Here is a 12,410-nt window from a genome sequence, read left to right as displayed (position 1 = left end):
GGCGGCTCAGGCCTCCAGCACCCGCTCGAAGGCCGCGGCGGCTCCCCGGAGATAGCGCTCCACCACGGCTCGCTCCTCCTCGGTGAAGCCGCGGTCGAGCTGGTCGAGCGAGACGAACATCGGCAGCAGGTGGCCGACCACCTCGCGCCGGCCCGACTCGGTGAGCACCAGCTCGGTACGCCGTCGGTCGGCCGCGTGCGGACGTCGCTCGACGTGCCCTCGGGAGACCAGGCGGTCCACGATGCCGGTCGCCGCGGCGGTCGAGACCTCGAGGCGCCGGGCCACCTCCGCCGGCCCGATCTGCTCGCGGCTGAGGTGCTCGAGGGTGACGAGCTCGGTGTCGCTGATCCCGGCGCGCCGGGCCACGACGTGGTTGACCCGGGCTCCGGCCGTGACCAGCTCACGGAGCGCGGTGAGGGTGCCGGACTCGTCCCAGCCGCTCGGCGGGGACTGCCCTTCCCGGGATGTCGGCGTCACCGGGACCTCCTCGTGTCCGTCCTTCGTGTCAAAGGTCTGTCCCACCTTGCGCCTTCTCACCCTAGTCGCTAACTTACTTAGCAATCCGTTTCGTGAACGACCAGATCGTAGGAACTACCGTGCCCGGTCACCAGTCCCCCGCTCTCGCCCGCTTCGTCACCGGTCGTCGTACGGCATGGCTGGTGGCGCTCGTGCCGCTCCTCCTGGCCCTCGCGGTCCTGGCGCTCGTGCCCGAGGGCGAGCGCGAGGTGTCGCCCACCGACACACTTCCGGCCGGGGCGGACAGCACCCTCGCCGTCGAGCTGGCCGACCGGCTCCCGGAGGACGAGGGGCAGGTGGCCATCGTGCTCTGGGCGGCCGACTCCGGGGAGCTCGACCAGTCCGTGCAGGTCGAGCTCACCCAGCAGGCGGTGCAGCTGCTGGCGCAGGCCGACGGCGGCGGCGAGGGCGACCAGCAGAGCGGGCCGCCCACGGACGCGGGTGGTGGCTCCAGCGACGGTCCGCAGTCCCCGGTCGTCGTGGCCGAGGACGGCACGGCCGCCTTCCTCCCCCTCCCGGTGACCTCGTCGTCCGCCACCGACAACATCGACAAGGTCGAGGAGCTGCGCGACCGGCTGCGCGCCGACGCCCCCGACGGGGTGAGCGTGCAGGTCACCGGCCCGGCCGGCATCCAGGCCGACATCGGCCAGGTCTTCGACGGCGCCGACCTGCGCCTGCTGCTCGCCACCGCGGGCGTGGTGGCGCTGCTGCTGATCATCACCTACCGCAGCCCCGTGCTGTGGCTGGTGCCGCTGACCGTGGTCGGCATCGCCGACCGGCTCGCCGCCATCGTGTCGACCAACGTCCTCGAGGTCGCCGGCATGGCGTGGGACGAGTCCACCGTCGGAATCCTCAGCGTGCTCGTGTTCGGCGCCGGCACCGACTACGCCCTGCTGCTCATCTCGCGCTACCGCGACGAGCTCAAGACCACCGACTCCCGGCACGAGGCGATGGCGCACGCCCTGGCCCGCACCACCGAGGCCGTGCTCTCCAGCGCGACGACCGTCGTGCTCGGCCTGCTCACGCTGCTCCTCTCCGCCATCCCGACCACCCGCGGCCTCGGCGTCGCCTGTGCGGTCGGCGTCGTCGTCGCCGCGGCCTTCGCGCTGGTGGTGCTGCCCGCTGCGCTCGTGCTCTTCGGCCGCTGGGTCTTCTGGCCGCGTGTCCCCCGCCTCGGTGACACCGTGCTGGTCGACTCGCGTGGCGTGTGGCGGCGCGTGGGTGACGCGGTGGCCAGGCGCCCGCGCACCTTCGTCGTGGGCACGCTGGCCGCCCTCGCGGTCCTGGCCGCGGGCACCGCGTCGATCACCACCGGGCTCGACCCGGCCGACCAGTTCCTCCAGCGGCCCGAGGCGATCTCCGCCGCGGAGCGGCTCGGCGAGTCCTTCCCGGCCGGCACCAGCGACCCGGTCCAGGTGGTCACCCGCTCGGCTCCCGAGGAGGTGCTGTCGGCCGTGGAGGACGTCGACGGGGTCGCCTCGGCGCGCGTCACGACCAGCGCCGACGGAATCGCCCGCATCGACGCCGTACCCGACGCCACCCCGGGCAGCGACCGCGCCCAGGCCGTCGTGGCCGCCGTCCGCGACGCCGTCTCCGGCTTCGACGACACCCACGTCGGCGGCGGTGACGCCGAGGCGATCGACGCGGCCGACCACGCGGCCAGCGACCGCCTGCTCATCCTCCCGCTGATCCTCGTGCTGGTGCTCGGCGCGCTGCTCCTGCTGCTGCGCTCCGTCGTCGCCCCGCTGCTGCTCGTGGCCACGGTCGTGGCGACGTACGCCGCCAGCATGGGCGCGTCGTGGTGGCTCTTCCGCTCCGTCTTCGGCTTCGAGGCGATGGACACCGGCGTGCCGCTACTGGCCTTCCTGTTCCTGGTGGCGCTTGGCGTCGACTACAACATCTTCCTCGTCACCCGGGCGCGCGAGGAGGCCCGCGAGCACGGCACCCGCACCGGCATGCTCCGCGCGCTGACCGCCACCGGCGGGGTGATCACCAGCGCCGGCATCCTGCTGGCGGCGGTGTTCGCGGTGCTGGGGGTGCTGCCGCTGGTGGTGCTGGCGCAGCTCGGCGCGATCATCTTCGTCGGCGTGCTGCTCGACACCCTCGTCGTACGCACGGTGCTGGTGCCGGCGCTCGCCCTGACCCTCGGCGAGAGGTTCTGGTGGCCGCGGAAGGTGACGGCCTGAGGCTCAGGACTCGCGGCCGCTGATCGCCGCGGCGACGCGCTTGGTCACGTCGGGGTGGAAGACGCTCGGGATGATGAAGGCGGCGTGCAGCTCCTCGGCGCTCACGGTGTCGGCGATCGCCTGGGCCGCCCGCAGGAGCATCTCGGTGGTGACCTCGTCGGCGCCGGCGTCGAGGAGGCCGCGGAAGACGCCCGGGAACGCGAGCACGTTGTTGATCTGGTTGGGGTAGTCCGAGCGGCCCGAGGCCACGACGGCTGCGTGCTTGTCGGCCTCCGCCGGGTCGATCTCCGGGTCGGGGTTGGCCAGCGCGAAGACGATCGGGTCGGCCGCCATCGTGGGGATCCACTCCGGCTTGAGGATGCCGGGAGCGGAGACGCCGATGAAGACGTCGGCGTCGACCAGGACGTCCTGGAGGCTGCCGGTGGCCCGGCGCGGGTTGGTCGCGGCGGCCAGCCCGGCGTGGGCGGCCGAGAGCGACTCGTCGTCCGCCGAGAGAGCCCCCTCGCGGTCGACGACCACCACGTCGTGCGCCCCGGCGGCAAGCAGCAGCGTCACGATCGCCGTACCGGCCGCGCCGCCGCCCGACACCACGATCCGCACGGCGGGGAGCTCCTTCTCCACGCAGCGCAGCGCGTTGGTCAGCGCCGCCAGCACCACGATCGCGGTGCCGTGCTGGTCGTCGTGGAAGACCGGGATGTCGAGGGACTCGCGCAGCCGCGCCTCGATCTCGAAGCAGCGGGGAGCGGCGATGTCCTCGAGGTTGATGCCGCCGAAGCCCGGCGCGATCATCTCGACCGCGCGCACGATCTCGTCGGTGTCCTGGGTGGCCAGGCAGATGGGCCAGGCGTCGATGTCGGCGAAGCGCTTGAACAGCGCCGCCTTGCCCTCCATCACCGGCAGCGCGGCACCGGGTCCGATGTTGCCGAGGCCCAGCACGGCGGAGCCGTCGGTGACCACCGCGACCGAGTTGCCCTTGATCGTGAGGCGGCGCACGTCCTCGGGGTTGTCGTGGATGGCCATCGAGACCCGACCGACGCCCGGCGTGTAGGCCATCGACAGGTCATCACGGGTGCGCAGCGGGACCTTCGAGGTGACCTCGATCTTGCCCCCGAGGTGCAGCAGGAACGTCCGGTCGCTGACCTTGTGGACCGTCACGCCGTCGACGGCGTCGACCGCGGCGACGAGCTCCTGGGAGTGCTCCGCGTCGGCCGCCGAGCAGGTCACGTCGACCACGAGCCGGTCGTGGCGCGAGTCGGTGACGTCGATCGCGGTGACCACGCCCCCGCCCTGCGCGATCGAGGTGGCGACGGCGCCGACGACGTGGTGGTTCGGGGCGGTGTGCAACCGCATGGTGATCGAGTACGACGACGCGGTGGCTGCCATGTGCCTGACCCTCCCCTGCCGCCGGGGTTACGGGCAAGTCACCTCGGTCTAGGCTCGAGTTGTGGACACAGAGTTCGTGGACAACCCCGACCGGCACCGCTTCGAGCTCCGCTCCGGCGAGGGGGTGATCGGGTTCATCGACTACCAGCTCAGCTCCCAGGCGATCGTGCTGGTGCACACCGAGGTCGACGAGGCCCACAGCGGCGAGGGGCACGCCGCCACGCTGGCCCGCTCGGCGCTCGACGAGGCCCGCTCACGCGGGCTGCGCGTCGTGCCCACGTGCCCCTACGTGGCGTCGTACATCCGCAAGCACCCGGAGTACGCCGACCTCGTCGAGCGGCACCGGGACCTGGACCGCACCTAGCTCAGAGCGCCTTCTCGATGTCGCCGGAGAGCTTCGCCGGCTCGGTGGTCGGGGCGTAGCGGTCGATGACCTTGCCGTCGCGGCCGACGAGGAACTTGGTGAAGTTCCACTTGATCTTGTCGCCGAGCAGGCCGCCCTTGGAGTCCTTGAGCCAGTCGAACAGCGGGTGCGCGTCGTCGCCGTTGACGTCGACCTTGGAGAACAGCGGGAACGTCACGCCGAAGTTGCGCTCGCAGAAGTCGGCGATCTCCGCCTCGTCGCCCGGCTCCTGGTTGCCGAACTGGTCGCACGGGAAGCCGAGCACGACCAGGCCCTGGTCGGCGTAGGTGTCGTGGAGCTGCTGCAGGCCCTGGTACTGGCCGGTGAACCCGCACTGCGAGGCGGTGTTGACGACCAGCACGACCTTGCCGTCGTACTGCGAGAGGTCGGTGTCCGTGCCGTCGATGGCGGGCGCCGAGAAGTCGGAGAGTGTGGTCATGGGCCCGAGTCTGCCAGTGAGCCGGTCACGTGCTGGGTACACCAGCGGGGGTTACGCGGCCCCTCTGGCGGCGCTACCGTGCGAGACCGGAGCCGTCCCGGAAAGGCCGTGGGCGGAGCGCCGCTCGTCTGGAGGATCTCCATGCGCACAGCCGTGATCACCTCGACCGTCGCCGCCGCCACCGCGGTCTGCCTCGGGATCGTCGCACCGTCCTCGGGGACCACCAGGGCCTCGTTCGGCCCGCCGGAGCCCGACCCGGCAGGTGTCATCGACCTGCCCGCCGGCTACGACTACACCGTCGTCGCCCGGGACTGCGTCGACCAGGTCACCTCCACCGAGTCCGGTGCGAAGTTCGCGATGCCCAGCGACTTCGACGCCAACATGCTGGTCCGGGGTCGGGGCGGCCGTGTCCAGCTGCTCAGCGCCCACGAGCTGACCAAGCCGGTCGCCGGCGACTACCAGGGCGACGCCGGCAAGTGCGCCGTGCCCGAACAGGCCACGACCGACGACGGCGACAGCAACGGGTGGGGGTCGGTCACGCGGCTCACGCTCGGCCGGGACGGCACCACCGTCCAGAAGTCGGAGGTCATCACCACCGGGTTGCACAACCTGTGCGCAGGCGCCTCGACCCCGTGGGGCACGTTCCTGGTCAACGAGGAGTTCCCGTTCGTCAGCGACCCCGCTCGCCGCTCCGGCTGGGTGTGGGAGGTCGACCCGCGCACCGGTGAGGCGACTCGCGCCACGGGGATGGGCCGGATGAGCCACGAGCAGGAGGTCCGGGTCAACGGCGCCTGGTACATCACCGACGACCGCGGCAACTACCAGTTCCTCTACAAGTTCGTGCCCGACCGGCAGCGCGACCTCTCGAGCGGGACGCTCTACGGCCTGGACTACGACCACGCCACCGACACCGGCACCTGGGTCGAGATCGACGACCCCGCCAACGCCGAGGCCGAGATGGTGGCGAAGGTCGGCGCGCCGGACGCGACGAACGCCTTCTGGAAGCACGAGGGCATCATCCGCGCGAAGAACGGCCACGGACTCGTCTTCGCCGAGTCCGCGTCCGGCAGCAACCCCGGCCGGGTCTGGCACCTCGTCGACGGCCGTGACGGGCTGCGCGGGTCGGTGCTGGTGGAGGGCGACTTCGCCAGGATGAGCCGCCCGGACAACGTGCGCTACGACAGGCGGGGCAACCTGTTCATCTTCGAGGACAACGGCAGCGCGCTGGCCAACCCCGCGACAGGTGGGAACAACCAGGTCTACGTCCTGCCCAAGGGGGAGTCGGGCGCGGAGAGCCTCGTCCACTTCGCCACCATCCGCGGTGGCGGTGAGGGCACCGGCCCCCAGTTCAGCCGCAACGGCAAGCTCCTCTACCTCTCCATCCAGGACCAGGAGCAGCCCGACGGTTCCGAGAGCCGCGTGATCGCGGTGCGCATGCGCCCCTGACCCGGTCTGTGACGACGGCTCACGCGTCCGGTTCTACCGGTGCGCCGGGCGCGAGGGCCTCGCCGAACCGTCCGCCGAACGCCCACTGCGACAGCGGCCTGCGCAGCCGGTCGCGGTGGTCGCGGGCCGCGGTGCGCTCGTCGACGTCGGCGGGGTCACCCGGCACGCCGACCGCGATGCCGGTGAGCAGCTGGTGCGTGGGCGGCAGGTCGAGGGCCTCGGCAAGGGCGTCGTGGTCGAAGCCGGCGAACTGGTGGGCGTGCAGCCCCATCGCGCGGGCCTGGAGGGTGAGGTGCGCGGCGGCCTGCCCGACGTCGTGGAGGGCATGGTCGCTGTACGCCGGCGCGTCCGCCTCCTCGCCGGTGCGCACGTGTGCCGCGGTGACGAAGACGACCGAGGCCCGCGGGACCCAGCCGGAGTTGCCGCGGCTCAGCGTGGCGACCAGCCGGTCGTGGTTGGCGGTGCCCGGGACGCAGACGAAGAACAGCCACGGCTGGCTGTTGCCCGCGCTCGGCGCCCACTGCGCGGCGCGCAGCAGGGTCTCGATCTCGGAGGGGTCCAGCCGGTGCGCGTCGTCGTACACGCTGGCGCTCCAGCGCGAGCGCATCGGCTCGGCGAGGCCCTCGGCGCTGGGCTGCGGCGCTTGGCGATGATCGGGGTCGGTCACGCCGAGGAGTATCCCCGGCCGTCCTCCCACCCCCTCAGGGACGTGGTCGCGGAGGTTCCCCCGTGCCTAGGTTCGAGGCGGTCCACCTGTCGGGAGATCTCCCGTCAGGCCCCCAACGGAAAAGGACGATCCCGGATGTCTTTGTGGGACAAGATCAAGGATGCGCTGACCACCGACGACGCCGAGGCGGCGGAGGAGGCACGCAAGGAGGCCGAGGAGGCCCAGGCCGAGGCCGACAAGGCCAAGGTGGAGGCCCAGGCCCGCGCCGACGAGGCGCGTCGCAAGGCCGACGAGGCCGCGTCCAAGGCCGGGCTCCCGACGGCCACGGACGAGGAGAAGGCGCAGGCCGACCAGGCTCGCCAGGACGCCGAGGCCGAGGCCCAGAAGGCGCAGGAGGAGGCCGCCGAGGCCGACCGCAAGGCCGACGAGCGCGCCCAACGCGCGATCGAGAAGGCCAACGCCCGCCGCGAGAAGCGCCAGGAGGCCCGTGAGGAGCGGCGCGAGGAGCGCCAGGAGGCCCGCCAGGAAGCGCGCCAGGAGGCTCGTCAGGAGGCTCGGGAGGCCGCGCACGAGGAGGTCTACACCGTGAAGTCGGGTGACACCCTCTCGGAGATCGGCGCGCGCTACGGCGTCGACTGGCGCGAGATCGCCCGCGTCAACAACATCGAGAACCCCGACCTCATCTTCCCGGGGCAGAAGTTCCGGATCCCCAAGAAGTAGTCAGTCCTCCAGGGCGTCGAGCTCGGACAGCGCTGCCTCCCAGCGCGTCCGGCGCTCGGCGCCCGACTGCTCCCACCAGGGAGTCCCTCGCTCGCCCAGCCCCACCTTGGCGAGCTGGACCCGGTGGCGAGCCGCCTTCTTCGCGGCGTCGTCGCCGGCGTTCCTGACCCCTGACCGACCCCGTCCCAGGTGGGACTTCAGTCGCGCGAGCTCCTCGCCCGGGACCGCCGGGTCCGTACGCCGCCAGCGCCGGCCGTCGACCACCAGCCACTTCTCGTCGTCCGTGGGGTCGCTCGGCTCGGCCATGCCGGCGAGCATGCCACCGGCGCCCGGGCAACGACGAGGGCCCCGGCGGTGGCCCGGGATGGTCAGGCGGGCACCTTGGGACGGATGTTCTGGTTGCCCGTGAAGAGGTTGCCGGGGTCGTACTCGGCCTTGATCTGCTCCAGGCGCGCGTACTTCTCGGCGCCGAAGGCCGCCCTGATGCGTTCGTCACCTTCGTCGCCGATGAAGTTGAGGTAGACGCCACCAGTGGTGAAGGGGGCGTTGGCCCTGCGGTAGTCGCGTACCCAACCGATGTTGGCGGCGTCGTCCGCGGGATCGTCCCAGGTGGCGAAGGGATGGCTCACCCAACGGGCCGAGCGCTGGCTCAGGGGTGTGGCGTCAGCGTCGACGCGAGCGAGGGCGCCGCCCCACGGGAGCAGCAGGTGCTGGGTCATCGGCGAGGCGCGGTGGGCGCCCGCGTCGAGGAACACGTCGAGGGCCTCGTCGGGGAAGGTGTCGTGGTAGTCGGCGCTCCAGTACTGCCGGAACCCCGGCGGGTCGTCGATCATCGACTGGAGCGTCGCGTAGGGCATCGGGCCGACCAGGTCGACCTCCGGGGACAGCTCGCGCATCACCTGGACCACGTCGGTGCCGGTGGCCTCGTCACCGTTCCAGCAGACCGCGATCGCGATCAACGGCTGGCCCTGCAGGTGCTCCGGGATGAAGGGCTCCGGCGGACCACTGAGCATCACCAGGGCGGGGCCGAGCTCTTCCGGCGCCTGGTCCGCCCAGTCGCGGAACGCTCGTGACACCTCGGGGCCCCGGGCGGCGGGCCACGCCATGAGGCCACCGATGATCATCGGACCGACGGGGTGCAGCTGGAACTCCAGCGCCGTGACGACGCCGAAGTTGCCGCCACCGCCCTTGCTGGCCCACAGCAGGTCCTGGTGCTGGGTGTCGTCGGCGCGGATCTCGCGACCGTCGGCCGTCACCAGCTCGATGGCCAGAAGGTTGTCGCAGCTCAGTCCGTGCTGACGCTCGAGCCAACCGGAGCCGCCGCCGAGGGTCAGCCCTGCGACGCCGGTCGTGGACACCCTGCCACCGGTGGTGGCCAGTCCGAACTCTTGTGCCGCCGCGTCGAACTCGGCCCAGGTGCATCCGCCGCCCACTCGGGCGCGTCGCTCCGCGGCGTCGATGTCGATGGCCTTCATCGGCCGGACGTCGATGACCATCCCGCCGTCGTTGCTGGACAGCCCGGCCACGGAGTGCCCACCGGAGCGGACCGCCACCGGCAGACGATCACGTGCCGCACGCTCCAGGGCATCCTTGACGTCCGCGGAGCCCTCGCACGCGGCGATGACCCGCGGTCTGTCGTCGATCATCGCGTTGAACAACCTGCGCCGCTCGTCGTACTCGGCCGATCCCGCGTCTATCCACCTCATGGTCGTGCCTCCTACCCCCACGCACCGCCCACGTTCCTCCGAAGCCCACCCCAGCGGTGCCCTCGCGCGACGATTCCCGCAGATAGGGGACGTCGGCTGCGATCGCTTGACCGTGCCCTGGCGAGGGGGCATGGCCGGGAACGGAAAAGGCCCCAGGTCAGAAGACCTGGGGCCGCCGTGCGCGAGGGGGGAGTTGAACCCCCACGTCCTTTCGGACACACGGACCTGAACCGTGCGCGTCTGCCTATTCCGCCACTCGCGCGAGAAGCGGGCTCAGGCTACCCCACGCCCGACGCGCCCTCCCAATCGGGCGGCAGGGCCACTGGGACACCCATGTGTCCGCTGGGACACCCGTATGCGGGCACTCGAGCGGACACATGGCCGCTCGAGTCGCCCAACAGCGGGGCGGCACCGTCGCGCCCGAGCAACCGGCCGGTACGCTCGCTGGCACCGGTCGGGCGGTCGTTGATCCCTGCCCACCACGACGATGCGACCCGAGCGCAAGGAGAGGAGGCTGAGGATGAACGCCCTGCAACGCTTCGAGCAGCGCCTCGAGCAGGTCATCTCCGGTGTCTTCGCGCGCGCCTTCCGCAGTGCCGTGCAGCCCGTCGAGATCGCCGCCGCCCTCCAGCGCGAGTGCGACAACAACGCCCAGGTGCTCAGCCGGCAGCGGCGTCTGGTGCCCAACGACTTCCACGTCGAGCTCTCCTCGACCGACCTCGACCGCATCGTCGGCCTCGGTCGCGCGCTCGAGCAGGACCTCGTCGACCAGCTGCAGGACCACGCCGACGCACAGGGCTACGTCTTCACCGGTCCCATCTCGCTGGCCTTCGAGTCCGCGGACGACCTGACCACCGGCCGCTTCCGGATCCGCAGCAAGGCGCAGGCGAGCGTCACCGACAACGACCAGCGCACCCGTACGCGCTCCTCCCACGCCACCCTCGAGGTCAACGGCACGCGCCACCCGCTGCGCCCGCCGGGCCTGGTGATCGGCCGTGGCACCGAGGCCGACCTGCGCATCAACGACCCGGGCGTGAGCCGGCGCCACCTCGAGCTCGAGGTCAGCATCGACGGTGTCGAGGCGGTCGACCTCGGCTCCACCAACGGCATCCTCGTCGACGGCACGAAGGTCGGCCGGGCGCGCCTGCGCGACGGCTCGACGATCAAGATCGGCCACACGGAGATGACGGTGCGCATCGACGGCGGCCGCGACGAGGCCGGGGGCTGGAATGTCTGAGCTGACCCTCTTCCTCATCCGGGTGGCGTTCCTGGCCATCCTCTGGATCTTCGTCCTCTCCGCGATCTCGGTGATCCGCTCCGACATGTTCGGCGCGCGCGTCCCCGAGACCGCACGCGCAGGCGCGCCCGCGCCGGCCCGCAAGGGCAAGGCCAAGAGCAAGCCACGCCGCGGCGCGCCCACCCACCTGCTGGTCGTCGAGGGCGAGAACCCCGGCACCCGCGCCGAGCTCGCCGACGCACCCCTGCTCATCGGACGCGGCAGCGACGCGGCGATCAAGCTCGACGACGACTACGTCTCCACGCGCCACGCCCGGGTCGCTGCCAGCGGCGACGAGTGGTTCGTGGAGGACCTCGGCTCCACCAACGGCACCTACGTCGGCCCGGTCCGCATCACCCAGCCCACCACGATCGGCCTCGGCGTCCAGGTCCGTGTCGGCAAGACGATCCTGGAGCTGAGGAAGTGATGTACCTCCACTACTCGGCGATCTCGGACGTGGGCCGCGTGCGGCGCGAGAACCAGGACAGCGGCTACGCCGGCCCCTGGCTGCTGACCGTGTGCGACGGCGTCGGCGGTGCCGTACGCGGTGACCTGGCGTCCAGCACGGCCGTGCAGGCACTGCGCAAGCTCGACCAGGAGCCCGACGACGACCTGCTGGGCCAGCTCGCGGGAGCCGTCCACCGCGCCGACGACCGGATCGCCGAGCTGGTGGAGGAGGACCCCGGCCTCAACGGCACCTCGACGACCGCGACCGTGGCGCTGTTCGACGGCAGCCGCTTCGGCATCGGCCACATCGGCGACAGCCGTGCCTACCTCTACCGCCGCGGCGAGCTGCGCCAGCTCACGCACGACCACACCTTCGTCCAGTCGCTCATCGACGAGGGGCGGATCACCGAGGAGCAGTCGCGGACCCACCCGCACCGCAACCTCATCCTCAAGGCCCTCGACGGCATCCGCCACGAGGAGCCCGACCTCTTCGAGTTCCCCGCCGAGGTGGGCGACCGGGTCTTCGTGTGCAGCGACGGTGCGTGCGGCACGCTCAGCCACGACCGGATCGCCGACATCCTGTCGAGCGGCACCCCCGACTTCGCGGCGGTGGAGCTGGTGCGCGCCAGCCTCGAGGCCGGCAGCACCGACAACGTCACCTGCATCGTGGCCGACGTCTCCGAGGAGCCGCCCGGCGAGGACCTGGTCCCGCTGCTGGTCGGCGCCGCGGCCGACCTGCCGCGCCGGATGCCGCTCGCCGGCGCCGTCGGCGGCCTGTTCCGTGGCCACCGCTCCGGTGACACCGGCGAGATCCCGCCCGTGCCCGGCGATGTGCCCGAAGGTGCCTTCGCGGCCGACCCGATCGACCCCGAGGCCGTCCGCTACGCCCCGCGCCCGCCACGCCGCTACACCTGGCTGCGGCGCGCGATGGTCCTGGCGATCGTGCTCGGCCTGGCCTGGATGGTGCTCGCGGCGGGCTGGTCGTGGAGCCAGCAGCAGTTCTACGTCGCCGACCACGACGGCAAGGTCGCCATCTTCCGCGGGATCGACGCCGACCTGCCCGGCATCTCCCTCTCCCACGCCTACGAGGTGACCGACGTCGACCTCGACCGGCTCAGCGACATCGACGCCGAGACGGTGCGCGAGGGCATCGAGGCCGACGACATCGACGAGGCGAGGCTGACCGTGGACAACTACGCCGCTCGCCAGGACGTCAGCTGA

13 protein-coding genes and 1 tRNA gene are annotated in these 12,410 nt (G+C 71.9%); 7 read left to right on the top strand and 7 right to left on the bottom strand.

Translation table 11 applies throughout. From position 1 onward, the window contains the following. Positions 1-6: 6 nt before the first annotated feature. Positions 7-477 carry a MarR family winged helix-turn-helix transcriptional regulator gene (locus ACS3YM_RS17640; RefSeq protein WP_439937741.1) on the bottom strand — a complete coding sequence of 157 codons (471 nt, stop codon included), beginning with the start codon at positions 475-477 and terminating at the stop codon, positions 7-9. A gap of 92 nt (positions 478-569) precedes the next feature. Between ACS3YM_RS17640 and ACS3YM_RS17635 the strand changes: the two genes are divergently transcribed. Next, positions 570-2,702, top strand: a complete 2,133-nt coding sequence (locus tag ACS3YM_RS17635) for an MMPL family transporter (RefSeq protein WP_439937740.1) — start codon at positions 570-572, stop codon at positions 2,700-2,702. 3 nt (positions 2,703-2,705) lie between these two features. Here ACS3YM_RS17635 and ACS3YM_RS17630 read toward each other — a convergent pair whose 3' ends face one another. Continuing rightward, positions 2,706-4,085, bottom strand: coding sequence for an NAD-dependent malic enzyme (locus tag ACS3YM_RS17630; RefSeq protein ID WP_439937738.1), 1,380 nt, complete (start codon positions 4,083-4,085; stop codon positions 2,706-2,708). A 61-nt stretch (positions 4,086-4,146) separates the two neighbouring features. Here ACS3YM_RS17630 and ACS3YM_RS17625 point away from each other — a divergent pair, with 61 nt between their 5' ends. Next, entirely contained in the window at positions 4,147-4,449 is a 303-nt protein-coding gene (locus tag ACS3YM_RS17625; protein ID WP_439937737.1) for a GNAT family N-acetyltransferase, read from the top strand. A 1-nt stretch (position 4,450) separates the two neighbouring features. On the opposite strand, the gene ACS3YM_RS17620 is transcribed toward ACS3YM_RS17625, so the two are convergent. Beyond that, positions 4,451-4,927, bottom strand: coding sequence for a glutathione peroxidase (locus tag ACS3YM_RS17620; protein WP_439937736.1), 477 nt, complete (start codon positions 4,925-4,927; stop codon positions 4,451-4,453). 141 nt (positions 4,928-5,068) lie between these two features. Between ACS3YM_RS17620 and ACS3YM_RS17615 the strand changes: the two genes are divergently transcribed. Further along, positions 5,069-6,373, top strand: a complete 1,305-nt coding sequence (locus ACS3YM_RS17615; RefSeq protein WP_439937735.1) for an alkaline phosphatase PhoX — start codon at positions 5,069-5,071, stop codon at positions 6,371-6,373. A gap of 19 nt (positions 6,374-6,392) precedes the next feature. Here the strand turns inward: ACS3YM_RS17615 and ACS3YM_RS17610 are convergent, their stop codons facing one another. Next, positions 6,393-7,040 carry a nitroreductase family protein gene (locus ACS3YM_RS17610; protein WP_439937733.1) on the bottom strand — a complete coding sequence of 216 codons (648 nt, stop codon included), beginning with the start codon at positions 7,038-7,040 and terminating at the stop codon, positions 6,393-6,395. Between the two features lie 135 nt (positions 7,041-7,175). Here ACS3YM_RS17610 and ACS3YM_RS17605 point away from each other — a divergent pair, with 135 nt between their 5' ends. Continuing rightward, positions 7,176-7,760 (top strand): LysM peptidoglycan-binding domain-containing protein, encoded by a 585-nt coding sequence (locus ACS3YM_RS17605; protein ID WP_439937732.1) that lies wholly within the window; start codon positions 7,176-7,178, stop codon positions 7,758-7,760. Here ACS3YM_RS17605 and ACS3YM_RS17600 read toward each other — a convergent pair whose 3' ends face one another. From ACS3YM_RS17600 to ACS3YM_RS17590, 3 genes are all read right to left on the bottom strand, one after another. Then, the gene (locus ACS3YM_RS17600) at positions 7,761-8,066 is read right to left on the bottom strand and encodes a hypothetical protein (protein ID WP_439937730.1); all 306 of its coding nucleotides are present in this window, start codon (positions 8,064-8,066) and stop codon (positions 7,761-7,763) included. A 62-nt stretch (positions 8,067-8,128) separates the two neighbouring features. Beyond that, positions 8,129-9,466 (bottom strand): FAD-binding oxidoreductase, encoded by a 1,338-nt coding sequence (locus ACS3YM_RS17595; protein ID WP_439937729.1) that lies wholly within the window; start codon positions 9,464-9,466, stop codon positions 8,129-8,131. Between the two features lie 178 nt (positions 9,467-9,644). Next, a tRNA-Leu gene (locus ACS3YM_RS17590) sits at positions 9,645-9,728 on the bottom strand. Between the two features lie 258 nt (positions 9,729-9,986). Here ACS3YM_RS17590 and ACS3YM_RS17585 point away from each other — a divergent pair. From ACS3YM_RS17585 to ACS3YM_RS17575, 3 genes are read left to right on the top strand one after another with little or no spacing between them, the layout of a single operon-like run. Continuing rightward, positions 9,987-10,703, top strand: coding sequence for an FhaA domain-containing protein (locus tag ACS3YM_RS17585; protein ID WP_439937728.1), 717 nt, complete (start codon positions 9,987-9,989; stop codon positions 10,701-10,703). Next, entirely contained in the window at positions 10,696-11,169 is a 474-nt protein-coding gene (locus tag ACS3YM_RS17580) for an FHA domain-containing protein FhaB/FipA (RefSeq protein WP_439937727.1), read from the top strand. The genes ACS3YM_RS17585 and ACS3YM_RS17580 overlap by 8 nt, the downstream gene beginning before the upstream one ends. Beyond that, a complete protein-coding gene (locus tag ACS3YM_RS17575) occupies positions 11,169-12,410 on the top strand; it encodes a protein phosphatase 2C domain-containing protein (RefSeq protein ID WP_439937726.1) in 1,242 nt (413 codons plus the stop codon). The genes ACS3YM_RS17580 and ACS3YM_RS17575 overlap by 1 nt, the downstream gene beginning before the upstream one ends.

Origin of the sequence: Nocardioides sp. N13(2025) (assembly GCF_051912545.1) — a bacterium.
Taxonomy (GTDB): Bacteria; Actinomycetota; Actinomycetes; order Propionibacteriales; family Nocardioidaceae; genus Nocardioides.
Note: the sequence above shows the minus strand (reverse complement) of the source record. Positions and strands in the feature narration are given on the sequence as shown.